Genomic DNA, 23,009 nt, shown 5'->3' on the forward strand with positions numbered 1-23,009 from the left:
GTGAGATATTGAGCACAAGACTCAACTCAAAATTGTCAACAATTCTGTGAATCAGCTATGTGCGCCAGCTGGGCGTGGGCCGCGGCGGCGACGTCGGCCCGCACGCCGAGCTCGCCGAGCATCTCGGCCGCGGCCGCCATCTCACCGGTGCGGCGGACGGCGTGCCGGTACGAGCCGTCGACCAGCCGGTCCACAGTGGACGCGTCCGCGGCGGTCAGCTCGCCGACGATGATCTTCCGTAGCCAGTCTTCGCAGCCGGCGGCGCGGGCGGCCTGCAGTGCTTCGACCACCGCGGCGGACATCCCCTTGAAGAAGACGCTCCGCAGCAGCTTGCGCTCGGCGGCGAGCCCGGCCTCGCCGGGCATGGTCTCCACCGCCGCGCCGAGCGGGTTGAGCGTCGCGGCGACGGTGCCGGCCGCGGGCCCGGTGGCCAGCATCGGCACCCGCAGGCCCCGGCCGGGGACGGGCGCCATGATCGCCACGTCGGCGAACGGGATCCGGTGCTCGGCGGCGAGGGCGGCGAGGCCGCGTTTGGTGCCGGGGGAAGCGGTGTTCAGGTCGGCCCAGACGCCCGGCAGCCCGGCGAGCCCGGCCTCGAAGGCCCGGAGTGCGGCCGACGCACTGTTGACGCTCAGGACGAGGTCGGCGCCCCGGGCCGCGTCGGCTTCCGAGCGCGTGCCGACGACCCCGTCGGCGGCCGGGACCGCCGGGTCGTAGCCCCGCACGGTGACCCCGGCGGCCACCAGATCACGGGCCAGAGCGCCGCCCGCTTCGCCCAGGCCGAGTACCGCGATGGTTCCGGTCATAGCAGAATCCTCCTCGCCAGCTACGATCGAGTACACGATGTGCTCGACAAAATTGTCAACAAACGGAGCCGAGGCTATGACGGAGAGTGCGCCGGACCGGCAGCCGGGGGAGCGGTCCGCGGTGGCGGCCATCCGCGACGCCATCGTCCGCGGCGAGTTCGTGCCCAACCAGCGGCTGGTGGAAGCCGATTTGTCGGCACAGTTCGGGGCGAGCCGGGCGACGGTGCGGGCGGCGCTGATCGAGCTGACCAACGAGGGGCTCGTCGAGCGCGTGCAGAACCGCGGTGCCCGGGTGCGGGCGGTGTCGCTGGAGGAGGCCGTCGAGATCTCCGAGGTGCGCATGATGCTGGAGTCGCTGTGCGCGGCGAAGGCGGCGGAGCGGATTTCCGACGCCGAGGTGGGCGAGCTGCGCGAACTCGGCGAGCGGATGCAGGCGGCCGTGGCGGGCGGGGACGTCGTCGGGTACTCGGGCCTCAACCAGCGGCTGCACCGGCGCATCCGCGAGATCAGCGGGCAGCGGACGGCGGCGCAGGTGCTGGAACGGCTGCGCGGGCAGAGCGTCCGGCACCAGTTCCGGCTGGCGATGCGCCCGGGCCGGCCGCAGGTGTCGCTCCCGGAGCACCTGGCCATCATCGACGCCATCTGCGCGCACCAGCCCGAGAAGGCGGCCGACGCCGCTCGGGTGCACCTGGGCAGCGTGATCGAGGCCCTGAAGGCCGCCGACGCCGAGGTGTCCCCGCTGCACCCCTGATTCCCGCCAAGATTGTTGACAATTTCGTCGACCAGACTCTACGGTGGCGGTATGAAGCCCGTCATCGTCACCGATCCGCCCCGCGCCGACCTCGACCGGGTCTCGCGGCTGGCGGACTACGGCGTCGCCACCGTGCACGAGGCTCTCGGCCGCTCCGGTCTCCTCGCGGCCGGCCTCCGGCCGATCCAGGACGGCGTCCGCGTCGGCGGCACCGCGGTCACGGCGCTGTGCTGGCCCGGGGACAACCTGATGATCCACGCCGCCGTCGAGCAGTGCCGCGAAGGCGATCTCCTCGTCGTCACCACCACTTCGCCCTGTCAGGACGGCCTTTTCGGCGAGCTCTTCGCCACCGCGCTGCGCCGCCGCGGGGTGCGCGGGCTGGTCACCACCACCGGTGTCCGCGACGTCGCCGATCTGCGCGCCCTCGGCTTCCCCGTCTGGTCGGCGGCGATCAGCGCGCAGGGCACGGTCAAGGCGACCGCGGGGGCGGTCAACGTCCCGGTCGTCGTCGGCGGGCAGCTCGTCCGCCCGGGCGACGGCATCGTGGCCGACGACGACGGCGTCCTGTGCGTCCGCCGCGAGGATGTCCATAGCGGACTCGAAAAGGCGAAGGCCCGGCTGGAGAAGGAAGCCGCCGCCCGGGAGGCCTTCGCCACCGGCCAGCTCGGCCTGGACCGCTACGGCCTGCGCGAAAAGCTCGAAGCCCTGGGCGTCCGGTACCTGACCGCCGAGGAGTACGAGAAGGAGCAGGCATGACCGGCGTGCGCTGCATGCTCATGCGCGGGGGCACGTCGAAGGGTGCCTACTTCCTCGCCGGAGACCTCCCGGCCGACCCCGCCGCCCGCGACGACCTGCTGCTGCGGATCATGGGCACCCCCGACCCGCGCCAGATCGACGGCCTCGGCGGCGCGCAGCCGGTCACCAGCAAGGTCGCCATCGTCTCGCAGGCGACCGACGCCGGCCACGACGTCGACTACCTGTTCCTGCAGCTCGGTGTGGAGGAGCCCACCGTCTCCGACCGCCAGACCTGCGGCAACCTGCTCGCCGGTGTGGGCCAGTTCGCCGTCGAACGGGGGCTCGTGCCCGCCGGGCCGGAGCGCACCACCGTCCGGATCCGGATGGTCAACACCGGCTCGATCGCCGTCGCGACCTTCGCCACCCCCGGCGGCGAAGTCGACTACCGCGGCGACACGGCCATCTCCGGCGTGCCCGGCACCGCCGCCCCGGTCGAACTCGACTTCACCGACACGGAGGGGTCCGTGTGCGGCAGCCTCCTGCCGACCGGGAACGTCCGCGACGACATCGGCGGCATCGCCGTCACCTGCGTGGACAACGGGATGCCGGTGGTCGTCGCGCGGGCCGAAGACCTCGGCGACGGGCCGGGCCTGCCCGAGCGGATCGACGCGCTGCGCATCGAGGCCGGGAAGCTGATGGGTCTCGGCGACGTCCGCGGCTCGTCGGTCCCGAAGACCACGCTGGTCGCCGCGCCGCGCGACGGCGGCGCCATCGCCACCCGCACCTTCATCCCGGTCAAACCGCACCCGTCGATCGGGGTGCTCGGCGGCGTCAGCGTCGTGACGGCGTTGCTGCTCGACGGCGCCGTCGGGGCCGAGCTCCTCCGCAAGCCGCCGGCGGGTAAGCCGATCGAGATCGAGCACCCGAGCGGGAAGCTCGCGGTCGCGGTCGAGTTCGAAGGATCCCGCGTCCGCCGGTCGACGGTGCTTCGCACCGCGCGGAAGTTGTTCGACGGCACCGTTTTCCCCCGTTCCTGAGGAGCCGGCCTTGTCTTCGCCACGTCACGAGGTCGCGCACCTCGGCCACGTCGAGCTGTTCACCCCCGAGCCGGAGCGGAGCCTGGACTTCTTCGTCCGCGTCCTCGGCCTGACCGAGAACGGCACCGACGGCGACTCGGTGTACCTGCGCACCTGGGACGACTACGAGCACCACAGCCTGAAGCTCACCGCGGCGAAGACGTCCGGCGTCGGGCGGACGGCGTTGCGCGCGTCCAGCGAAGAAGCCCTCGACCGGCGGGTGGCGGCCCTGGAAGCGTGCGGGCTCGGCATCGGCTGGGTCGACGGCGACACCGGGATCGGCCCGACGTACCTGTTCCGCGACCCCGACGGCCACGAACTCGAGCTGTACTGGGAAACCGAGCGCTACCGCCCGCCGGACCACCTGCGGCCGGCGCTGAAGAACCAGGCCCAGGCGTATCCGGGCCGAGGCGCCGGTGTCCGCCGCCTCGACCACGTCAACTACCTGGCCCGCGAGGCGGAGGCCAACGGCCGGTTCGTCTGCGACGTCCTCGGCGGCCGCGTCACGGAGCAGATCCGGCTCGACAGCGGCGTGATTTCCGGGCAGTGGACGCATTTCGCGCAGAAGTCGTACGACCTGGTGTACACGAACGACCGGACGGGTTCGCACGGGCGCCTGCACCACATCGCGTTCGCGACGGACACGCGCGAGGACATCCTCCGGGCGGCGGACATCGCGCTCGACAACGGCGTCCACATCGAGACCGGGCCGCACAAGCACGCGATCCAGCAGACGTTCTTCCTGTACGTGTACGAGCCGGGCGGCAACCGGATCGAGTTGTGCAACCCCACCGGACGGCTGATCTTCGCGCCGGACTGGGAACCGGTGACGTGGACCGAGGCGGAGCGGGCCAAGGGTCAGGCGTGGGGGTTGAAGACGATCGAGTCGTTCCACACGCACGGCACCCCGCCGGTCTGACGCCCGCCCGAGGGGCTCGACCGCCCCGGCGGCGGCTGACATCCGGCCGCGGCGCGACTACCGTGGGCAACGGGGAGTCATCGGCGCAAGGGGAGGCGCTGCGATGGGGGAGAATGCCGGCTGGGCACCGTCGGGATGGCCGTTGTGGGCGTTGCCCGCACGGGTGCGCGTGCTCGTTCTCGGTGTGGTTCTGGCCGTCTTCGGCCTGGTGGCGCTCGCGGCCCGGACGCCTCCGGCGCCGGGGGACTGGACGGCGGCGGCCTGGCTCGCCGCGGCCGCACTGCCGCACCTGCACGCGTCGCACCTGATCCAGCGCCGTCGCCGCGATCGGGCGGGCACGCCGTACGTCGACCTGTGCAGCGTCTGGATCTTCGCCGGGGTGATCGTGCTGCCCCTGGTGCTCGAACTGGGGCTGGTGGCGGTGCTCTACGCCCACCGCTGGGTGCTGGTCACCCGGTTCGACGCGGTCCGGCCGCCGCACCGCATCGTGTTCACCGCCGCCACGCTCGCGCTGGCCGCGGCCGCCGCGGCGACCGTGCTGCGCGCGAGCGGCGTCCAGCAGCACCTCGCCGACGGTGCCCGCCCCGGCTGGGCCGACCTGGTCGCCGTGGTCGCCGCGGCCGCGGTGCAGTGGGGGGTCAACACCGTGCTCGTCGGCACGGTCATCGCCTGGACGGTCCCCGCCGAGCACCCCCGCCGGCTGCTGGGCAGCGCCTCGGACAACCTGCTGGAGGCGGGCCAGCTGGCGCTCGGCGTGTTCGTCGCGCTCGCGCTGCTGTGGTGGCCGCCCGCCACGCTGCTGATGATCGTCCCGACGTTCGCGCTGCACCAGTGCGTCCAGCTCGACCAGCTGAAGCTGGCCGCCCGCACCGACCAGCGCACCGGGCTGCTCAACGCGATCGCCTGGCACGAACAGGCCGCGCAGGCGCTCGAGCGCACCCGCGGCCGGATCGGCGTGCTGATGATCGACCTCGACTGGTTCAAGCGCATCAACGACACCCACGGCCACCCGGTCGGCGACGACGTCCTCGCCGAGGTGGCCACGGTGCTCACCCGGACCGTCCGGCGCGGGGACGCGGTCGGCCGGTACGGCGGCGAGGAGTTCGCCGTGCTGCTGCCCGACGTCGACGAAGCCGAGGTCCGGGCGATCGCCGAGCGGATCCGCGTCCGGATCCGGGCGCTGCGCATCACCACGCCGGCGGGGGAGCCGGTGACCCTGTCGGCGACGATCGGCGCCGCGTTGCGGCCCTCGGTGCCCGAAGCCGGGCTGGACGAGCTGATCCGGGCGGCCGACGACGCGCTGTACGCGGGCAAGAAGGCCGGCCGGGACCGGGTGGCGGTCGCCGGGCGCTGAAGCCGTCAGTTCTGGCCGGGGTCGGCCGGGCCGCGGTGGTGCTGGAGCGCGAGCCCCCGGTCGTGGTCGAAGGTCACCGGGACTTCGGTGCCGACCAGCGGGCACCGCCGGAGCGCCTCGCGGATCACCGCGTCGTAGACGTCGTCGGTCGCCGCGCCGGGCAGGTAGATGCCGACCGCGGCGCGCAGCTCGTAGCCGCTGTCGTCGCGGTGGTCAGCGCCTGGTGCAGACAGGTCGCCAGGGCGGCGGCGTAGAGCCGCTCCGGGTTCAGCGCGTCGGCCGTGCCGTTGCCGCTGGGTTCGCCGACGGGGTAGGCGAGGTCGCCGCGGCCGTCGATCCGGACGCTGCCGCGGCTCGACGTCGCTTCCGCCGAGTGGATGTCCCGTGCCATCGCGTCCTCCGGGGTCGTTTCCGCGCGATTACCCGGCGGCGGCCGCCCCACACGCTCGGCTCGTCTCGCGCACTTCCAGGTGGTGCGGCGCGACGATCGACCGCGGCGGTTCCGGCGCCGCCGCCTGCCGCGCGAGGCGGTCGAGGGCGAGTTCGGCGATGCGGTCCTTGTCCGGCGACACGGTCGTCAGGGCCGGCACGCTGTAGCGGCCGTCTTCGATGTCGTCGAACCCCACCAGGGCCAGGGCTTCCGGCACCGCGACCCGCCGGTCGGCGGCGGCCCGCAGCGCGCCCAAGGCCAGTTCGTCGGTGAAGCAGAAGACGGCGTCGGGCGGCTGGGCCAGGTCGAGCAGCCGCAGCATGGCCTGGTGGCCGTCGGCGCGGTGCAGGCGCCGCACCGGCACTTCCAGGTCCGGCTCGGCCGGCAGCCCCGCCTCGGCCAGCGCCTGCCGGTAGCCGGCGAGCCGCTGCCGCGCGGTCGCGTTCAGCGAGCGCGGCTGGATGCCCAGGGCGGCGACGCGGCGGCGGCCCGACCCGAGCAGGTGCCCGGTGGCCTCGCGCGCGGCGGCGACGTTGTCGATGGCGACGTGGTCGACGCCGGCGGTGCCATCGTGCTCGCCGAGCAGCACCAGTGGCACGGTGTCGGTGCGCGCGGCCAGCTCGGCGGGCGCCACCGCCCACGGGCTGAACAGGACGCCGTCCACCAGCTGGCTGCGCCGGCCGTGCAGCAGTTCCTTCTCGCGCTCGGCGTCGCCGTCGGTCTGGTCGATGAGCACGGTCATGCCCCGGGCGCCGGCGATCCGGACGGTCCGCGCGGCGAGCTCGGCGAAGTACGGCGAGTCGATCTCCGGGATGACCAGCGCGACCAGGCCGGTCCGGCCGCGCCGCAGGGTGCGGGCGGCCAGGTTGGGCCGGTAGCCGAGGGCGTCGATGCTCGCCTGCACGCGTTCGCGGGTCGCCGGGGCGACGTACCGGAACCCGTTGACCACGTTGGACACCGTGCGCACCGAGACGCCGGCGTGCTCGGCCACGTCACGCAGTTTCGGGTTCACCGGCGCATCGTACCTCTTGCAACGTGGCATGCCACGTTGCAAACTGAGCTGCCACGCCGTCGTGCCGCCAAGGAGGCCCCGGATGACCGCGCACCGAACCGCTCCCGCCCCGCTGCCCATGGCCGAACTCGCGGCGCTGACCGAGCGCCTGGACACCGACGGCATCACCGGGCTGCCCCAGGCGTTCCCGCGCGATTGGGTGCGGCAGCTCGGCGAGGACATCGACACGGCGTTCGCCGAGGCCCGCGCCCGGCCGGACGGAGCCGTCGGCCGCGGCCCCAACCGCTTCTACGTCGAAATCCACCCGGAGCAGCTGCGCGGGTTCACCGACCTCGTCACCCACCCGTGGATCACCGCCGTCGCCGAGGCGGTGCTCGGGCCGGAGTACCGGATCGTCGAGGTCGGCTTCGACGTCCCCCTGGCCGGTGCGGTCGACCAGCCGTGGCACCGGGACTTCCCGATGCCCGCCGAAACCGCGCGCGAGCGGCGGCTGACGTCGCTGGCGGTGAACGTGACCGCCGTGGACACCGAGCCGGACATGGGGCCGTTCGAGATCGCGCCCGGCACGCACTGGGACGACGGCGGCGCGTTCGAGCACGGCATGTTCCCGCCGCGGGAGGCGTACCCGCGCTACCAGGAGCTCGCGGCGCGCAAGTTCCCGCGGATGGGCGACATTTCGATCCGGTCGGCCCTGACGGTCCACCGCGGCACCGCGAACCAGTCGGCGAAGGCGCGCCCGGTCCTGGTGCTGGGCCTCGACGCACCGGGGGCGGGCAACGACGAGCGGCACGACACGGCGGTGACGCGCCAGTTCTGGGCGTCCCTGCCGGAATCCGTGCGCGCACACCTGCACTGCCCGGTCGTCGACGTCTTGACGCCGATCACCCAGAAGCACACGATCGAAGGTCTCGTGATGGGAGCCTGAGGTTTGGCGGTCCCGGAGGCGGGCACTTTCAGGCCATGGCTGAAGCGGGAATCACCGAAATGACGGGCCGGGCCGGCGTCGTCGCGGCCCTGCGCCGCGTACTGCTCGCCTTCGGGGTCGGCGGTGCGCTGGCGTGCCTCGCGTGGATGGCGTTGTGGCTGGCCATGCACGTTTAGCTGCCGGGCCCCGGCCACGCGGCGTGGCCGGAGCCCGGGTTTTCACTGGCAGGCTTCGCAGTCCGGGTCGTCGATGCGGCAGGCGGCGCCATCGGTGAGCGGGAAGTCGAAGTCCTCCAGCTCGGGCACGGCGACGGACTCTTCCGGAGTGGTGGTGGCGGACATGGCCCTCCCTTGTGGACGAACGGGTTCTCCTGGGTGTAGCGCCGAAGATCGCCACGCATTCCGTGACCCGCGCCACAGCGCGGTCAGCGCTCGAGGAGCCGGACGAAGCCGGTGATCGGCGGCGCGGCCCTGCGGTGTCGCGAATGACTCATTCGGGACCTCGGACGTCCCGAATGAGTCATTCGCGACCTTCGAGCAGCGCCGGCACCCACACCGACACGACTTTGGCGGAAGCCCGGCCCCAAGGCGGCGGCCGTCCGGCGTTACCCACAAGGTGGTTTCGTTCGCCGCCGAACCGAACACCTCGCCCGCCGCCTCGGCCAGGTGATCTTCGGAACCGGCCGCGGCGAGCGCGCCAGAGCTGCGTTACCTTCGCGGTCTGGTGCGTCGGGGGAAGGCGGCAGATGACGATCGACCAGGCGGGTGGGCCGGTGCGCAAACCGGGCCGGCGGGCGCACCGGCCCGATCCGGACGGCGGGCCGGTCGCGGGGTTCGCGCACGCGCTGCTGGTGCTCAAGGAGACCGCGGGCGATCCGTCCTACGACCGGATGCGCACCGAATTCGGGGCGGTGGCGTCCAAATCCGCACTGGCCGCCGCCGCGCGGGGGCTGCAGCTGCCCAGCTGGGAAACCACCTGGGAATTCGTGCGGCCCCTGGCCGTCACCGTGCTGGGCGGGGACGAAGACGCGACGCGCCGGGAGTGGCGGGCCCGGTGGACCGCCGCCAGGCAAGGCGGAACCGAGCCGGACAGCCGGCCCGGGCGGCACGGGTGGCTGCTGGTCGCCGCGGTGGTGGCCGTGGTCGCCGCCGGGGTCGTGGCCGCCGTGAGCTGGCCTCGGTCCCACGGCGGCGGGGAACCTTCGCTGCCGATCGAAGGCGACGCCTCCAGCCTGGTCGCCGACGTCACCTACCCCGACGGCAGCCGGGTCGCGGTGAACGAGCGGTTCGTCAAGACCTGGCGGCTGCGCAACGCCGGCACGGTCGGGTGGCACGGCCGGTTCCTGCAGCGCCTGCCCCCGCTCGACGGCCTGGACGTCTGCCACACCGATCCACGCGTGCCGCTGCCCGACGCCGAGCCCGGCGCGGAAGTGACGGTCAGCGTGCCGGTCCAGGCCCGCGGCACGCCGGGCCCGTGCCAGGTGTACTGGAAAATGGTCGACTCCGGCGGGCGGCTCTACCTGCCGCAGTCCAGCGGCATCTACTTCCAGGTCGAAGCCGGCTGAGCCCGGCGGGCGGGCTCAGCCGGACGAGACCTCAGATGAAGTAGTCGACGTTGGCGATGAGGCTCGTGCCCATCCCCTTCACCCGGACCTCGAGGTTCGACGCGGTGTTGGCCGGCCACTTGACCGTCCCGACCCCCGACTTCCCGCAGCCGATGCCCTGCCAGGCGTCGGGGTGGGCCGCCTTGCCCATCCGGGCCTCCACGCACGCGGCCTGGTTGGTGCCCGACTGCGTGTTCCACTCGACCCGCAGCTTCCCGCGCCAGCCGCTCGCCGGGCTGGTGTAGGAACAGTGCTTGGACACCGGGCCCCACTTGGCCACCGCACCGGTGGCCGTGCCGGAGCACAGGGCGGACGTGCTGAGCGTGCCGGCTCCGGCCGGCGCGGCCGTCAGGGCCGCCAGCGCGGCGGCCGCCCCGACGACGGCGGCCACGCGGCCGCGGGCCGGCTTGCTGCTCGAGGTGTGCATGGGAATGTCCGTTTCCTTTCTCGACGACCGGCGGTCTCCGCCGGTGCCGCCGAGACTCGCAGCGCGCCGGGAACCGGGACAAGAAGTCCCATGTCCAGGCATTGTCCGCGCACATCAGGACAACGTCCGTGTTCGCGGGCGGCTTCGTGGGTAGTCCTCTCCCGGACGATCACCGAGCCTGCGGAAGGGGGCTTTCGTGCCGCAATGGGTGGCGGCGGGGTGCTGGGGCCTCGTCGGCGGGATCGCGCTCGTGCTCGGCGCCGCGGTGGCCTGGTGGGTGCGGGTTCCGCGGCGGGTGGTGGCCGGGATCATGGCCTTCGGGGCCGGGGTGCTCATCTCCGCGCTGGCCTTCGACCTCGTCGACGAGGCCCAGCGGTCCGGCGGGCTCTGGCCGACCGCGGGCGGGTTCCTCGGCGGCGCCGCGGTGTACGTCCTGATCAACGTCCTGCTGGCCCGGCGGGGTGCCCGGCACCGCAAGCGGTCCGGCGACCAGCAACCGTCCGAACAGGACACCGCGGGCAGCGGGGCCGCGATCGCCGTCGGTGCCCTGCTCGACGGCGTTCCCGAATCCGTCGTGCTCGGCGTGTCCCTGCTCGGGGGCGGGGGTGTCGGGATCACCGTGCTGGCCGCCGTGTTCATCTCGAACGTCCCCGAAGGGCTGTCCAGCGCCGCCGGCATGAAGGCCGCCGGCCGCAGTGCCCGGTACGTCTTCGGCGTCTGGGCCGGCATCGCGGTCGCCAGCGGGATCGCGGCCCTCCTCGGCAACCTGCTGTTGCGGACCGCGTCCCCGGCGACGGTCGCCGCCATCACGGCGGTGGCCGCGGGGGCGATCCTCGCGATGATCGCCGACACGATGATCCCGGAGGCCTTCGAACGCACCGAGCTCTACACCGGCCTGCTCGCCACCATCGGCTTCCTGACCGCCTTCGTCATCGAGCACGCCGGCTGACGACGACCGCGACCACGACACCGGCTGCGGTGAACACCGCCGTGGCCACCGGGCTCAGGTACTTCGACAGGCTCGGCGCGCTGCTCGGCCCGGCCAGCCACAGCGTCAGCGCGGTGGCGTAGACCGCGGCGAGCCCGGCGGCCCACCAGCGGTGTGCCCGCCGGCGCAGCGAACCGATCAGCACGACGGCGATCGGCACGCCGGACAGCAGGGCGAACTGGCCGGCCACCAGGACCGGGACGGCCCAGGCCGCGACGAGCACGGCCTTCGAGGTGCGGGGCGGAGCGGCGACAGTCATCGGGTTCCCTTTCCGTGGGCTTCGGCGGTGGTCTTGAGGTCGGCGAGCCAGGCGTCGAGGCCAGGCGCCAGGTAGCGGAGGGCGGTGGCGGGGTCGGCTTCGATCTGCGCGCCCGTCCAGCTCTCCTCGGTGCGGACGAGCACGCCGCCCCGCACCGGGGTGAACGTCCAGACGTGCACGCCACGGTCGATGCGCAGCCCGTCGCCGATCGCCGGCCCGGTCCAGCGGACGCACCGGCCCGGCTGCACCTGCCCGACCGTCGAGGTGATGACCAGGGTGGTCGCCGGGGTCGTCGGCGTCGGCGGTGCGGGCGTGGTCCAGCGGAACCGCGAACCCGGCCGCAGCGGACCGGCGTCGAGCTTCTTCGCGCTGGTGACGGCCGATTGCCACGCGGGCCAGCGCGCCACGTCGGTGTGCAGCTTCCAGACCGCGGCGGCCGGCGCCTCGACGAACGTTTCGGTCCGGTGGTGCAACTGCGCGGCCGGGTCGATGCCGGCGCCCCGGCAGCGCAGAGCCGGGGTGGCCTCGGCGACGGCGGCGGGGCCGGTGAGTCCCGCGGTGACCGCGAGCGCGAGCAGTGCCGAACGGATCATGATTCCCTCCGGTTTGTTAGTAGTTATCGTGATGGTTAGAAGCTATAACCGGTGTTGCGTGAGTGTCAATAGGAAAAGTGATAGCCTCTAACGGTGATGAGCGAGAGCCCGCGAGAGCGTTATCGAGCCCAGGTGCGCGAGGAGATCAAGCGCCACGCGTGGGAGCAGATCGCCGCGGCCGGCGTACCCGCGCTGTCGCTCAACGCGATCGCCAAGCAGGTCGGCATGAGCGGCCCGGCGCTGTACCGGTACTTCGCGAGCCGTGACGAGCTGATCACCGCGCTCATCCGCGACGCCTACCGCAGCCTCGCCGACACGGTTCGCGCGGCCCGCGACGCCGGGGCGGGCGTGTCCGGGCTGGCGGCCACCATCGGCGAATGGGCGCGCAGCGATCCCCAGCGCTACTTCCTCATCTACGGCACGCCCGTGCCCGGCTACCACGCGCCCGGGGACACGACCGCGATCTCGTTCGAGGTCATGGCCGTGCTGATCGAAGCCTGCGCCGAAGAGGCGGGCGACGAGCCGCCGACACGCTTCGACACCCACCTCGAGACCCACCGCGCGTGGGCGGGCGACCACCCGGCGCCACCCGCGGTCCTGCACCGCGCGCTGTCCTTCTGGACGCGCCTGCACGGCGTGCTCTCCCTCGAGCTGGCCGGCCACTTCGCCGGCATGGAATTCGACCCGGACCTGCTGATCACCGAGGAACTGGCCGCGCTGGAGCGGCCGTGATCACCCGGTCTGTTCGCGGATCCAGTCCGCCACGACGTCCACCCGGGCGATCGTCTCCGGCCCGGGCTGCGGGCACGGCGGCCCGGTGTTGACGATCGCCACCAGGGTCGCGGTGGCGTCGTCGTCGGAGACGAAGAACGGGCCGCCCGAGTCCTCGGGGCACGGGCCGTTTTCGACCGTGCGCTTGCCGACCGGCTGGGCCTCCAGGGTCGCCTGGCCGATGCCCGACACCGTGAAGCGGCCGCGCTTGAGGTGGTCGGACGGGCCGAGCACGGTCGCCGAGAGCGAACCCCAGCCGGCGAACTGGAGCTGCTTCCCGACCGACGGCCGGGTCGTGGCCAGCCGCACCGGGGTGATGTCCTCGATCGGGCTGCCGAGCTTGGCCACCGCGAGGTCGTTGACCGGCGACTGCCGGACGTCGACGACCTCGCTCGTGTAGCCGCCGGGGTCGCTGTCCTTCAACCGCCCGACGGTGACCTTCATCGTGTACGGCGGCCGCCCGCCGATCCGGGTGTCCTTCAGGTCGTGGAAGCAGTGCCCGGCGGTGACGATCCACTGCGGCGCCACCAGCGACCCGCTGCAGGCGCCGCTGCGCACGCCACCACCCGGGACGGGGATGTCGTCGGAGGTCAGCTTCGCGTTGAACGGCAGGACCGGGTTCGGTGCGGGCCGGGTGGACGTGGCCACCGGTGCCGGTGCCGGTGCCGGGGCCGGGGCGGCCGTGTCGGGCAGGCTGTGCCCACCGGCCGCGGCGGCCAGGACGGGGCCCGCGACCGGCAACCCGGTCACGGCGTGGGCGAACGCGAGGCCGGCGCCCGCCAGCACCGCGACCGCCACCGCTCGTGCCCGGAGCTGCCGTCGTCGATCCGAAGAGGTCCTCACACTCTTAATGCACGGGTGGGAGCCCGGAATGGTTGCGAGAACCGGACGGCACTGGCATCCGCGCCGGTCAGCCGCGTCGCCGGCGGGCCGGTTTCGGCGCCGCGATCGCCGGCCACAGCACGGAGACGACCGCTTCGGGGATTTCGTCCCGGCTCTCGCCCCGGTAGAAGGCGGCGAAGTAGCTGCCGAAGCAGAGGGTCGCGATGGTGTGCTTGTCGATGCCGCTTCGGACCGCGCCGCTGTCCTGCAACTGGGAAAGCACGTTCTCGACGAGGGTGACCCGCGGTTCGACAGCGTGCTCCCGGAGGATCCCGAGCAGCTCGGGGGTGCGGATCGCTTCGCCGGCGAAGTTGCCCATGAGGACCATGGCGTCCGGGTTGAAGTACGCGGGATCGAGCCGCCGGACGGCTTCGGTGAACGCTTCCCGCGGTTCCAGCGCGGTCAGGTCGACGGTGTAGGAGTCGCGCTGCTTGCGGAAACCGTAGTCGAGCGCGTCGACGACGAGCTCGAACTTGGTCCGCCACCGCCGGTACAGCGTCGGGCGGCTGACTTTCGCGTCGGCCGCGATGTCGCCGATCGTCATGAGGGAGTAGCCGTCGCGGACGAGGCGTTCGCGCGTGGCCAGGATGATCGCCTCGTCGAGCGCGGTGTCGCGGGGCCGTCCGCCGGGTCTGGGAGTGGCTTCCGGATCTGCTTGGGCCATGCGGAAAGCCTAGTCGATCCGTTACGGAACGTGGCCGTAACGGATCGACCGGGGCAAGCCGTCAGGGGCGCTGCCCCACTTCGTCGACGTAGGTCTTCACCGTCACCGCGCTGTCGGTCGTGCCCAGGAACTGGTACGTGGCGGCGTCGAAGACCAGCACGATCGGCTGCGCCTTAGGGCTTCCGGGCGGCAACGGGAACGCGATCCCGACACCCGGGCGGCCGGCGCCGTCGGTGACGTGGTCCAGGGCGGTCAGGCCTGGCACCTTCGCCGCTGCCTGGAACAGCGCCGCGTAGGACGCCGGCTGGAGGACCTGCTCGTGGGCGAGGTTGTACACGTCCTTGCCGATGTATTCGGCGTTGCCCTTGCGGTCGGCCTCGTACTGGTAGAGGTAGGCGAGCATCGCGTCGGCCGTCGTCGGCAGGTCCGTCCGGTAGACCGTCTTGGGCGTGCAGTCCTCGAGCATCCCTTCCTTGCGCGGGTCGTTCGTACCGTACATCGGCGCCTTGCCGTTGCGGCAGCCCCCTTCCTTGATGCTGCCGATCAGGCTGTCGCGGGTCCCGTCGATCGAGAACCAGACCTCGCGGATGTGGTGGTCGGGCTGTTCCGTCTTCACGTACAGGAACTGGTCGGGGCGCGGTGGCTTGCCCGGTTCCTTCAAGGCCGTGCTCGCCGCCTCGGTCAGCACCTTGACCGGGTCGGCGTGCGCGACGCCGACCCCGACCCCGACCCCGACCTGGTCGGCGGGGGCCAGCGCGACGACGGCGGTGATCGCCGCGGCCAGGCCGGCCGAGGCGCCGGCGAGCCAGAACCAGCGGCGCGGCCGGTGCCGCCGCTCACCGCGCGCGGCTTCCAGGAGCCGCTCGCGGGCCGGCGTGAGCTGCTCCGCCGGCGCGAAGCCGACGGTTTCCGCGCGGCTGCGGATCAGGTCCAGTTCATCCATGACCCGAGGTCTCCTTCACGAGGTCGAGGGCGCCGAGCTCGGCGCGGACGCGGGCGCGAGCCCGGTTGAGCCGGGATTTGACGGTGCCGACGGGAATGCCGAGCGCTTCGGCGACTTCCTGGTAGGCCAGGCCTTCCGCGGCGACGAGCAGCAGGACGTCCCGTTCGCGGGGCCGCAGGGCGGCCAGGGCCCGGTCGAGCCGCGTGCCGAGGGCCTGGGCGCTGACCTGGTCGGCGACCCGGTCGGCGTGCCCTTCTTCGGCGGCGGGCGGGCCGACGGCCAGCCGGAGCTTCAGCTCGCGCACTTCCGCCCGCCGCTGCCGCGAGACGAGGTTCGTGGCGATGCCGTAGAGCCACGGCCGCGCGTCGGGCCGGTCCGGGTCGAACTTCGCCCGCTTGTCGAAGGCGATCAGGAACGTGTCCGCCAGGACGTCGTCGGCGGTCGTCGGCCCGAGGCGCCGCACCAGGTAGCGGTGGATGTGCCGCGAGTGGCGGTCGAAGATGACGGCGAAGAAGCTCGGCTCGTGCCGCGACCGCGCGATCACGCTCGCGTCGTCGTCGGAATCAGGGTCGTCCGGGGTCATCGCCCGCCTTTCGGTCCAGCCAGTGTCATCGGCTGTTCTCAGGCGGCGCGGGGCGGGTTCCGAAATCGACGGGGGAAGTGACTCAGGTCACTCAGCGGCAGTCGGTGGCCGGGTCGCCGGTCGCGAGCATGCGGCGGTTCGCCTCGCCGAGGCCGTCGGCCAGCGCGTGCAGCTGGTCCGGGGTGAGGACGTCGATCAGCAGCTCGCGGACCAATGCGACGTGCCCGGGCGCGGCCTGCTCCAGCAGGGCCATGCCTTCGTCGGTGAGCACGGCGTAGACCGCGCGGGGATCGCTTTCGCACGCGCGGCGGCGCACCAGGCCGGCCCGTTCCAGCTGGCCGATCTGGTAGGTGAGCCCGCTCTTGGAGTTCGACACCGCGCAGGCGAGCTCGGCCATCCGCAGTTCGCGGTCCGGGGCTCGGCTGAGCCGCGCGAGGATCACGTACTGGAGGTGCGAGATTCCGGAATCCTGCTTGAGCTGCTGGTCCAGCCGCCGGTTGAGCAGCTCGTAGGTGCCGAGGAACGCGTTCCAGGCGCGCTTCTCCTCGGCGTTCAGCCACCGTGGACGACCCATGTCACAACGGTACCTGTTGTTCAAATTCGAACTCAAGGGGTACGGTGCGATCAAGGTTCAAATTTGAACGGAGTCGCCATGATCCCCGCCGCCACCGTCCGCACCCGGGTGCGGGTCCCGCTGCGCTTCGCCGACGGCTACTCGGCCACGGCCGAAGTCGTCACCTTCGACGGCTTGGCCGACGGTGCCGAGCACCTCGCCCTGGTGTTCGGCGACCCGGCCCGGCCGCTGGTGCGGATGCACTCCGAGTGCCTGACCGGCGACGTCTTCGGTTCGGCCCGCTGCGACTGCGGGCCGCAGCTGCGTGAGGCGGTGGAACGGATCGGCGGCGCCGGCGGCGTCCTGCTCTACCTGCGTCAGGAGGGCCGGGGCATCGGCCTGTACGCCAAGCTGGACGCCTACGCCCTGCAGGACGCGGGCCTCGACACCTACCAGGCGAACACCGCGCTGGGCCTGCCCGAGGACGCCCGCGACTACACCGCCGCGGCCCAGATGCTCGCCGCGCTCGGTATCGCCGAGGTGGACCTGCTGACGAACAACCCGGACAAGGTCCGGCAGCTGCGCGACCGCGGCATCACGGTCGCCGGGACGGTGCCCACCGGCGTCCACGCGACCCCGGACAACCTGCGGTACCTCGACGCCAAGGTCCGGCACACCCAGCACACCCTGGCCCTGCCCGAGCTGGCCGGCTGACGGCGTTTCCGCTGGTAGGGTTCTGTTGTGTCGGAGGTTCCGGGGACCCGCGTGCGGTTCGGCCGCCGCTGGTCCTCGCTTGCCGTGCGGCTGCTGGACAACGTCGTCGAAGCGGAGCTCGACCTGCCGCCGGTGGACGAGCAGGTCCTGGTCCTGGTCAGCGCGGGGACCAAGACGATCGAGTCGCGCCACGGCAGCCGCTGGCGCAGCGCGGAGTACGGGCCGGGCTCGATCGGCCTGACCGCACCCGGCCACGCGGCCCGGCTCCGCTGGCGCGGCGACGGCCGCACGCTGACCACGCACGTCCACCTGCCGGCCGCGCTGATCGACCGCACCGCCCTCGAGCTCTGGGGCCGCAACGCGGACCACCTCGGCCGCCCGGACGCCCTGGCGGTCCGGGACCCGGTGCTGGCGTCGGTGGCGGGAGCCCTGGGCGCGGCGGCCCGCGCCGGCGCGGACGAGCTGTACGCGGAATCGGCGGCCACGTTCCTGGCGGTCCACCTGCTGACCCACCACGCGGCGGCGCCCCCGCCCCGCGAGCCCGGCCGCGACGACCAGCGCACCCGCCGCGCGGTGAAGTTCATCCGGGACCACCACCACCTCCCGCTGTCCCTGGCCGACATGGCGGCCGCGGCGGACCTGAGCCCGTTCCACTTCCTGCGCGTGTTCAAGACGGCGACCGGCCAGACGCCGTACCGCTACCTGACCCGGATCCGGGTCGAACGGGCCTGCCGCCACCTGGAGCGCGGCGAGCTGTCGGTGACGGAGATCGCGCAGGCGTGCGGCTTCGCGACGCCGTCGCGGTTCGCTTCGGCGTTCCGGGCCCAGATCGGGCTTTCGCCCTCGGCGTACCGGGCCGCGGTGCGGGGCTAGCGAGCAATGAGCGCCGTCCCCAGCCGGACGACACGCGTACCTGCCCGGACGACACGACGTCCGGTGCGGGCGTGGGCCGTGTCGTCCGGCTGAGTACGCGTGTCGTCCGCCGGGGTACGCGTGTCGTCCCTTCCGGGACGGGCGCAATAAACGGCGTCCCGGGCAGCAATCACGGGAAAGCGCGGCCGGGCAAGTGCCGGTTAGCGTCGGCGGGTGTCCACTTCAGAAACCAGCGTCGAGGCGACTGTCAACGGCGAGGCCGTGCGGTTGCGGGTCGATCCGCGGGAGTCGCTGCTCGACGTCCTTCGTGAGCGGCTCGGGCTGACCGGGACCAAGAAGGGCTGCGATCAGGGCCACTGCGGTGCCTGCACGGTCCACCTCGCCGGCCGCCGCGTGGTCTCCTGCCTGACGCCCGCCGTGCAGGCCGCCGGGCAGGACGTCACCACCATCGAAGGCGTGGCCGGGCCCGATGGTGCCCTGCACCCGCTGCAGCAGGCCTTCGTCGACCACGACGCTCTCCAGTGCGGCTACTGCACTCCCGGCCAGATCATGTCCGGCCTCGCCTGCATCGCCGAAGGCCACACGCGCGACGACGACGAGATCCGCGAGTACCTCAGCGGCAACCTGTGCCGCTGCGGCGCCTACGCCGGCATCGTCGCCGCTGTCCGGCAAGCTGCGGGGGAGGGCTGATGCGTCCCTTCGCCTACTTCGCGCCCGACACCCTGAGCGCCGCCGTCGACGCTCTTCGCGACGCCGTGCCCGGCACCAAGGTCCTCGCCGGCGGGACCACGCTGTACGACCTGATGAAGCTCGGCATCGAAACCCCGCCGGCCGTCGTCGACGTGCACCGGCTGCCCGAGCTGGCGACGATCGAGACGAACGAACGTGAACTCGTCTTCGGCGCCGGGGCCCGGATGGCCGACGTCGCCGACCACCCGGCCGTCCGGGACGGCTATCCCGCCCTGGCCGAGTCGCTGTGGCGTGCCGCGTCGCAGCAGCTGCGGAACATGGCGACCGTCGGCGGGAACCTGTTGCAGCGCACCCGGTGCGGCTACTTCCGCGGCGGGCCCGAGTTCCCCTGCAACAAGCGCGAACCCGGCAGCGGCTGTGCCGCCCGTGATGGCCACGACCGCACCCACGCGCTGCTCGGCACCAGCGACACCTGCATCGCCACCTACCCCGGCGACTGGGCGATCGCGCTGCTGGCCTTCGACGCGGTCGTCGACGTCGCCGGCCCGCACGGCGAACGCACCGTTCCGCTCCACGAGCTGCACGTCGAACCCGAGGACCCGACCCGGGAACACACCCTCGACGACGGCGAGCTGATCCTCCGCATCCGCGTCCCGGCGACCCCCGCCGGCCGCGGCTCGACCTACCTCAAGATCCGCGACCGCGAGTCCTACGCCTTCGCCCTCGCCTCGGCGGCGGTCGCCCTGACCGTCGAGGACGGCGTCGTCGGCGACTGCCGGATCGCGCTCGGCGGGGTCGCCACGCGCCCCTGGCGGGCCACCGAGGCCGAACGCGTGCTGCGCGGCACCCCGCTGACCGCCGAAAACGCCCGGCACGCCGGGGAAATCGCCTTCGCCGGGGCGCGTCCCGGCACCCACAACGGATTCCGGATCGAGCTGGGCATCCGCACGGTCGCCGACGCCGTGCGCACGGCCGGAGAGCGGGCCACCCGATGACGCCCCGAGCCGACGCCGTCGAAAAGGTCACCGGCCGGGCCGCCTACGGCACCGACCGCGTCCCGGACGGCCTGGCCCACGCGGCCCTCGTCCCGGCGCGGATCGGCCGCGGCCGTGTGTCGCGGGTGGACACCGCCGCGGCCGAAGCCGTGCCCGGTGTCCTGCTCGTGGTGACCCGGTTCGACGAGGAGGAGCTGCGCGGCCCGGGCTTCATCATGGGCGGCGGTTTCTCCTTCCAGAGCCTCCAGCCGCTGCTCGACGACCGCGTCGCCTACCGCGGCCAGCCGATCGCCCTGGTCGTCGCGGAGACGCCGGTCGCCGCGACGGAGGCCGCCGAGCTGGTCACCGCCGACTACGCGCCCGAACCGGTCGCCGTCCACCTCGACGCCGAGGGTGCGACCACCCTCGTGCAGGAAGAAGCGATCCCGCTGCCGTTCCTCGCCGACATCAAGGTCGGCGACGCCGACGCCGTGATCGACGCGAGCCCGGTCCGGATCGACCGCACCTACGAGCACGCCGCCCAGCACGCGGTCCCGATGGAGCTCAACGGCGCCGTCGTCGAGTGGCGCGGCGGTACCCTGGTCGTCCACGAGGGCACCCAGAACGCCGCCGCGGTCCGGCACGGCCTGGCCCAGCAGCTCGGCCTCGACCCGGCCTGCGTGGAAGTGCGCTCGCCGTACGTCGGCGGCGGCTTCGGGCAGAAGAACTCCCTGCAACCGCACCTGGCGCCGCTGGCACTGGTCGCCAGGCGCCTGGGCCGGCCGGTCAAGCTGGTCCTGACCCGGACCCAGACGTTCCACAACGGCAGCTTCCGCCCGGCCACCCGCCACCGCGTGCGCCTCGGCGCGGACGAGACCGGCCGGATCCTCGGCGCCGTGCACGAGGTCGACCAGCAGACGTCCCGGCACGACCTGTTCCCGGCGATGCACACCGAAGTCACCTCCCGGCTGTACGGCTTCGGCGCCTTCCGCGGCCGGCACCGCCTGGTGCAGACCGACGTGCAGACGCCGGGCTACATGCGGGCGCCGTTCGAAAGCTCGGCGATGTTCGCGTTCGAGTCGGCGGTCGACGAACTCGCGTACGCCACCGGCCAGGACCCGGTCGCGCTGCGGCTGGCCAACGACACGCTGACCGACCCGGTCAGCGGGCGGCCCTTCTCCACCCGCTTCCTCGCCGAATGCCTCCGCCGCGGCGCCGAAGACTTCGGCTGGGCCGCCCGCGACCCCCGGCCCGGCTCGATGCGCGCCGGCGACGGCTCGCTGATCGGCTGGGGCGTCGCCGCGGGCGCCTACCCGGGCCACATCGCCCCCGCCGTCGCCCACCTCACCGCGCACGCGGACGGCCGGGTCACGGTCGGCGTCGACGGCCACGAGATGGGCCAGGGCATCCGCTCGGCGATCGCCCTGCTCGTCGCGAACGACCTGGGAATCGCCGTCCGGGACGTCGAAGTCCGCGTCGGCGACACCCGGTACGCGCCGCAGCACCTCACCGCGGGATCGTGGGGCACCGCGACCGCGCTGCCCGCCGTCCACTCCGGACTGCGGGAGCTGCGCAAGCACCTCGACGCCGCCGGCACCGGCCCGGTCGACGTCGCCGCGGCGGTCACGCGGATCGGGCACCCGGTCGAGGTCGAAGCGACCACGATCGCGCCCGGGCAGCCGCCCGAAGCCGCCGGGCAGGCGAAGTCCGGCCACCTGGCCATCGCCGGCCCGGTCTACCCGGAGTTCAGCACGTTCAGCTGGGTCGCCCACTTCGTCGAGGTCCGCGTGGAGCCGATGACGTGCCGGATCCGCGTGCCGCGGGTGGTCAGCGTCGTCGACTGCGGCCGGGTCGCGAGCCCGGTGACCGCGGCGAGCCAGGTCCGCGGCGGCGTGATCTGGGGCATCGGCGGCGCGCTGCGGGAGGAGAGCCTTCCCGACCCGCACTCCGGCGGCTTCCTCAACGCCACGCTGGAGGAGTACCCGGTCATGGTGAACGCCGACGTCCACCGCATCGACGTCGGCTTCGTCGACGAGCCCGACCTGCGCTTCAACCCGGTGGGCGTGAAGGGGCTCGGCGAGGTCGCGATGGTCGGCGTCGCCGCGGCGGTGGCCAACGCCGTCCACCACGCCACCGGCAAGCGCCACCACCGGCTCCCGATCCGCCTCGATGACGTCCTCTGAGCAGCCCGGGCGGGGTCTGCTCGGCCTGGTGTTCGTCCTGCCGGTGACGGTCCTGCTCGCGGCCGGTGTGGGCGGACCGGTGCGGACGCTGGAGGTGCTCGGCCCGCCGATCGCCTTCGCGCTGCCGATCGTCGCGATGATCGCGTTCTGGTGGGCGGACTGGCCCGGCACCCTGCTGCGCGGCGGCTGGACGGGCGTGTCCGACACGGCCCTCGTCGCGGCCGGGGGCGTGGTGCTGGCCCGGCTCGGCCGGGACACGGTGCCGCTGGCCGCGGGCATCTTCACCCTGATGCTCCAGCTGACCCTGGTCGGCGAGGGCCGGCCCCTCCGCGGCCGCGGCACGCACTGGCCGGGTGCCGCGGCGCTGGCGCTGTGCTGGGTCGCCGGGCTGGGGCTCTACCTGGGCCTGGTCCCGACCGGCGTGGTGCCGGGGGAGGACTACGCCGCGTTTTCCGCCGTGCTGGGCGCCTGGCAGATGATCTTCTTCGTCGCGTTGCGCGGCCGGCCGTTCGCGCGGATCCGGCGCCGCGCGGTCCGCCTGGCGACGGCCCACGGTGTGGTCGTCGCCTGCGCGGGGGCGACGTTCTGGGTGCCGCCGACGGTCGCGGGTTCGGCCATCGCGTCGGTGCTCGTCGTGGCGATGCTCTTCGAGGCGGGGCCGGCGGTCCGGGTGAGCTTGCCGGTGGTCCTGCTGACGGCCGCGCTGGCCACGCTCCTCCCGCCGGTGGCGCGGTGGGCCGCGGTGCCGGAGAGGCTCGTCGGCGCGTGGACCGCCCACACGACGTTGAACGCGCTCAGCCTGGCGGTCATCCTGCACGTCGCCGTGTGGCGGCGCTGGCCGGCCTCAGCGCCGTGAGGCCACCGTCGCCAGCTGCTCGCTGATCTCCGCCAGCAGCTCGGTGGCCGCGTCGCCGAGCGCGGCCAGGTCGGCCAGGGTCGTCTCTTCGGTGGTCACGGGCACAGGTCTTCCTCCAAGGCCTCGTGGCGGGCGACGACGGCTTCGGCGAACGCGGTGTGCACGCGCAGGTACTCGTCGCGGCCGACCGCCGTGTCGGCCCATTCGTGCCAGCGGATGTGCGCCTCGGCGACGTCGACCTTCGCGGCCGCCGCCACCGTGGCGGGGGAGGTTCCGGCGAGGATCGCGTGGTGCATCAGGGACGGCGAGGAGCGCCGGGCGAGCTCGGCCAGCGCGGCGAGGCGACCGAGTTCCGCGAGCGTGTCGGACGTGACCGGACGCGGGCGCGGCCGGGGCACCGGACGCGAGTTCCCGAGGTTGTCGGTCAGGACGCTGGTCATCAAAC

Annotated in this window: 30 protein-coding genes; 16 read left to right on the forward strand and 14 right to left on the reverse strand. The window is 73.2% G+C overall.

The window, feature by feature from the left end; all coding sequences use genetic code 11:
* Positions 1-35: 35 nt before the first annotated feature.
* Entirely contained in the window at positions 36-806 is a 771-nt protein-coding gene (locus H5965_RS35740) for a DUF1932 domain-containing protein (protein WP_310975358.1), read from the reverse strand.
* Positions 807-882: 76 nt separating this feature from the next.
* On the opposite strand from H5965_RS35740, the gene H5965_RS35745 reads away from it, so the two are divergent.
* From H5965_RS35745 to H5965_RS35765, 5 genes are all read left to right on the forward strand, one after another.
* On the forward strand, positions 883-1,557 hold the full coding sequence (locus H5965_RS35745; protein ID WP_310975360.1) for a GntR family transcriptional regulator: 675 nt from the start codon (positions 883-885) through the stop codon (positions 1,555-1,557).
* Positions 1,558-1,608: 51 nt separating this feature from the next.
* Complete coding sequence (locus H5965_RS35750; RefSeq protein ID WP_310975362.1) at positions 1,609-2,313, forward strand: 4-carboxy-4-hydroxy-2-oxoadipate aldolase/oxaloacetate decarboxylase; 705 nt, start codon at positions 1,609-1,611, stop codon at positions 2,311-2,313.
* Positions 2,310-3,329, forward strand: a complete 1,020-nt coding sequence (locus H5965_RS35755) for a 4-oxalomesaconate tautomerase (RefSeq protein ID WP_310975364.1) — start codon at positions 2,310-2,312, stop codon at positions 3,327-3,329. Before H5965_RS35750 ends, H5965_RS35755 begins: the two co-directional genes overlap by 4 nt.
* 10 nt (positions 3,330-3,339) lie before the next feature.
* Positions 3,340-4,287 (forward strand): catechol 2,3-dioxygenase, encoded by a 948-nt coding sequence (locus tag H5965_RS35760; protein WP_310975366.1) that lies wholly within the window; start codon positions 3,340-3,342, stop codon positions 4,285-4,287.
* A 103-nt stretch (positions 4,288-4,390) separates the two neighbouring features.
* The gene (locus H5965_RS35765; protein WP_310975368.1) at positions 4,391-5,641 is read left to right on the forward strand and encodes a GGDEF domain-containing protein; all 1,251 of its coding nucleotides are present in this window, start codon (positions 4,391-4,393) and stop codon (positions 5,639-5,641) included.
* Positions 5,642-5,646: 5 nt separating this feature from the next.
* Here the strand turns inward: H5965_RS35765 and H5965_RS35770 are convergent, their stop codons facing one another.
* Genes H5965_RS35770 through H5965_RS35780 form a run of 3 tightly spaced genes read right to left on the reverse strand, consistent with a single transcriptional unit; the run spans position 5,647 to position 7,083 of the window.
* Positions 5,647-5,769, reverse strand: coding sequence for a hypothetical protein (locus tag H5965_RS35770; protein WP_310975369.1), 123 nt, complete (start codon positions 5,767-5,769; stop codon positions 5,647-5,649).
* A complete protein-coding gene (locus tag H5965_RS35775; RefSeq protein WP_310975370.1) occupies positions 5,766-6,032 on the reverse strand; it encodes a hypothetical protein in 267 nt (88 codons plus the stop codon). The genes H5965_RS35770 and H5965_RS35775 overlap by 4 nt, the downstream gene beginning before the upstream one ends.
* 28 nt (positions 6,033-6,060) lie before the next feature.
* Positions 6,061-7,083: a LacI family DNA-binding transcriptional regulator gene (locus H5965_RS35780; protein ID WP_310975372.1), complete on the reverse strand. Its 1,023-nt coding sequence runs from the start codon at positions 7,081-7,083 to the stop codon at positions 6,061-6,063.
* 82 nt (positions 7,084-7,165) lie between these two features.
* On the opposite strand from H5965_RS35780, the gene H5965_RS35785 reads away from it, so the two are divergent.
* Both H5965_RS35785 and H5965_RS35790 read left to right on the forward strand, forming a co-directional pair.
* Positions 7,166-8,008, forward strand: coding sequence for a phytanoyl-CoA dioxygenase family protein (locus H5965_RS35785; RefSeq protein ID WP_310975374.1), 843 nt, complete (start codon positions 7,166-7,168; stop codon positions 8,006-8,008).
* 35 nt (positions 8,009-8,043) lie between these two features.
* Positions 8,044-8,184 (forward strand): hypothetical protein, encoded by a 141-nt coding sequence (locus tag H5965_RS35790; protein WP_191306731.1) that lies wholly within the window; start codon positions 8,044-8,046, stop codon positions 8,182-8,184.
* A gap of 42 nt (positions 8,185-8,226) precedes the next feature.
* Here H5965_RS35790 and H5965_RS35795 read toward each other — a convergent pair whose 3' ends face one another.
* Positions 8,227-8,349 carry a hypothetical protein gene (locus H5965_RS35795; RefSeq protein WP_255410490.1) on the reverse strand — a complete coding sequence of 41 codons (123 nt, stop codon included), beginning with the start codon at positions 8,347-8,349 and terminating at the stop codon, positions 8,227-8,229.
* A 404-nt stretch (positions 8,350-8,753) separates the two neighbouring features.
* Here H5965_RS35795 and H5965_RS35800 point away from each other — a divergent pair, with 404 nt between their 5' ends.
* Positions 8,754-9,572, forward strand: coding sequence for an NBR1-Ig-like domain-containing protein (locus H5965_RS35800; protein WP_310975376.1), 819 nt, complete (start codon positions 8,754-8,756; stop codon positions 9,570-9,572).
* A 31-nt stretch (positions 9,573-9,603) separates the two neighbouring features.
* Here the strand turns inward: H5965_RS35800 and H5965_RS35805 are convergent, their stop codons facing one another.
* Positions 9,604-10,038, reverse strand: a complete 435-nt coding sequence (locus tag H5965_RS35805) for a hypothetical protein (protein ID WP_310975377.1) — start codon at positions 10,036-10,038, stop codon at positions 9,604-9,606.
* Positions 10,039-10,234: 196 nt separating this feature from the next.
* Here H5965_RS35805 and H5965_RS35810 point away from each other — a divergent pair, with 196 nt between their 5' ends.
* Positions 10,235-10,987: a ZIP family zinc transporter gene (locus H5965_RS35810; protein ID WP_310975379.1), complete on the forward strand. Its 753-nt coding sequence runs from the start codon at positions 10,235-10,237 to the stop codon at positions 10,985-10,987.
* Here H5965_RS35810 and H5965_RS35815 read toward each other — a convergent pair.
* Positions 10,968-11,285: a hypothetical protein gene (locus H5965_RS35815; RefSeq protein WP_310975382.1), complete on the reverse strand. Its 318-nt coding sequence runs from the start codon at positions 11,283-11,285 to the stop codon at positions 10,968-10,970. The two genes, H5965_RS35810 and H5965_RS35815, sit on opposite strands and share 20 nt — an antisense overlap.
* Entirely contained in the window at positions 11,282-11,878 is a 597-nt protein-coding gene (locus H5965_RS35820) for an SRPBCC family protein (RefSeq protein WP_310975384.1), read from the reverse strand. Before H5965_RS35820 ends, H5965_RS35815 begins: the two co-directional genes overlap by 4 nt.
* A gap of 96 nt (positions 11,879-11,974) precedes the next feature.
* On the opposite strand from H5965_RS35820, the gene H5965_RS35825 reads away from it, so the two are divergent.
* Positions 11,975-12,610: a TetR/AcrR family transcriptional regulator gene (locus H5965_RS35825; protein ID WP_310975385.1), complete on the forward strand. Its 636-nt coding sequence runs from the start codon at positions 11,975-11,977 to the stop codon at positions 12,608-12,610.
* On the opposite strand, the gene H5965_RS35830 is transcribed toward H5965_RS35825, so the two are convergent.
* The 5 genes from H5965_RS35830 to H5965_RS35850 all read right to left on the reverse strand — a co-directional run bounded on the left by H5965_RS35830 (position 12,611) and on the right by H5965_RS35850 (position 16,295).
* Positions 12,611-13,492, reverse strand: a complete 882-nt coding sequence (locus tag H5965_RS35830; RefSeq protein ID WP_310975391.1) for a trypsin-like serine protease — start codon at positions 13,490-13,492, stop codon at positions 12,611-12,613.
* A 67-nt stretch (positions 13,493-13,559) separates the two neighbouring features.
* Entirely contained in the window at positions 13,560-14,195 is a 636-nt protein-coding gene (locus H5965_RS35835; protein WP_310975393.1) for a TetR/AcrR family transcriptional regulator, read from the reverse strand.
* 61 nt (positions 14,196-14,256) lie between these two features.
* Entirely contained in the window at positions 14,257-15,138 is an 882-nt protein-coding gene (locus H5965_RS35840; RefSeq protein ID WP_310975394.1) for a CU044_5270 family protein, read from the reverse strand.
* Complete coding sequence (locus H5965_RS35845) at positions 15,131-15,721, reverse strand: RNA polymerase sigma factor (protein ID WP_310975396.1); 591 nt, start codon at positions 15,719-15,721, stop codon at positions 15,131-15,133. Before H5965_RS35845 ends, H5965_RS35840 begins: the two co-directional genes overlap by 8 nt.
* Before the next feature lie 91 nt (positions 15,722-15,812).
* Positions 15,813-16,295 (reverse strand): MarR family transcriptional regulator, encoded by a 483-nt coding sequence (locus H5965_RS35850; RefSeq protein WP_310975397.1) that lies wholly within the window; start codon positions 16,293-16,295, stop codon positions 15,813-15,815.
* A gap of 78 nt (positions 16,296-16,373) precedes the next feature.
* Here H5965_RS35850 and ribA point away from each other — a divergent pair, with 78 nt between their 5' ends.
* From ribA to H5965_RS35880, 6 genes are all read left to right on the forward strand, one after another.
* Positions 16,374-16,988, forward strand: a complete 615-nt coding sequence (ribA, locus tag H5965_RS35855) for a GTP cyclohydrolase II (RefSeq protein WP_310975399.1) — start codon at positions 16,374-16,376, stop codon at positions 16,986-16,988.
* A 27-nt stretch (positions 16,989-17,015) separates the two neighbouring features.
* Positions 17,016-17,861, forward strand: a complete 846-nt coding sequence (locus tag H5965_RS35860) for an AraC family transcriptional regulator (protein WP_310975400.1) — start codon at positions 17,016-17,018, stop codon at positions 17,859-17,861.
* 213 nt (positions 17,862-18,074) lie between these two features.
* Positions 18,075-18,551, forward strand: coding sequence for a 2Fe-2S iron-sulfur cluster-binding protein (locus H5965_RS35865; RefSeq protein ID WP_310975401.1), 477 nt, complete (start codon positions 18,075-18,077; stop codon positions 18,549-18,551).
* Positions 18,551-19,546: a xanthine dehydrogenase family protein subunit M gene (locus tag H5965_RS35870; RefSeq protein WP_310975402.1), complete on the forward strand. Its 996-nt coding sequence runs from the start codon at positions 18,551-18,553 to the stop codon at positions 19,544-19,546. The genes H5965_RS35865 and H5965_RS35870 overlap by 1 nt, the downstream gene beginning before the upstream one ends.
* On the forward strand, positions 19,543-21,708 hold the full coding sequence (locus H5965_RS35875; protein ID WP_310975405.1) for a xanthine dehydrogenase family protein molybdopterin-binding subunit: 2,166 nt from the start codon (positions 19,543-19,545) through the stop codon (positions 21,706-21,708). The genes H5965_RS35870 and H5965_RS35875 overlap by 4 nt, the downstream gene beginning before the upstream one ends.
* Positions 21,695-22,564, forward strand: a complete 870-nt coding sequence (locus H5965_RS35880; RefSeq protein ID WP_310975407.1) for a hypothetical protein — start codon at positions 21,695-21,697, stop codon at positions 22,562-22,564. Before H5965_RS35875 ends, H5965_RS35880 begins: the two co-directional genes overlap by 14 nt.
* A gap of 95 nt (positions 22,565-22,659) precedes the next feature.
* On the opposite strand, the gene H5965_RS35885 is transcribed toward H5965_RS35880, so the two are convergent.
* Positions 22,660-23,004, reverse strand: coding sequence for a hypothetical protein (locus H5965_RS35885; RefSeq protein ID WP_310975409.1), 345 nt, complete (start codon positions 23,002-23,004; stop codon positions 22,660-22,662).
* Positions 23,005-23,009: the final 5 nt, after the last annotated feature.

Source organism: Amycolatopsis sp. 505 (assembly GCF_031625235.1).
Taxonomy (GTDB): domain Bacteria; phylum Actinomycetota; class Actinomycetes; order Mycobacteriales; family Pseudonocardiaceae; genus Amycolatopsis.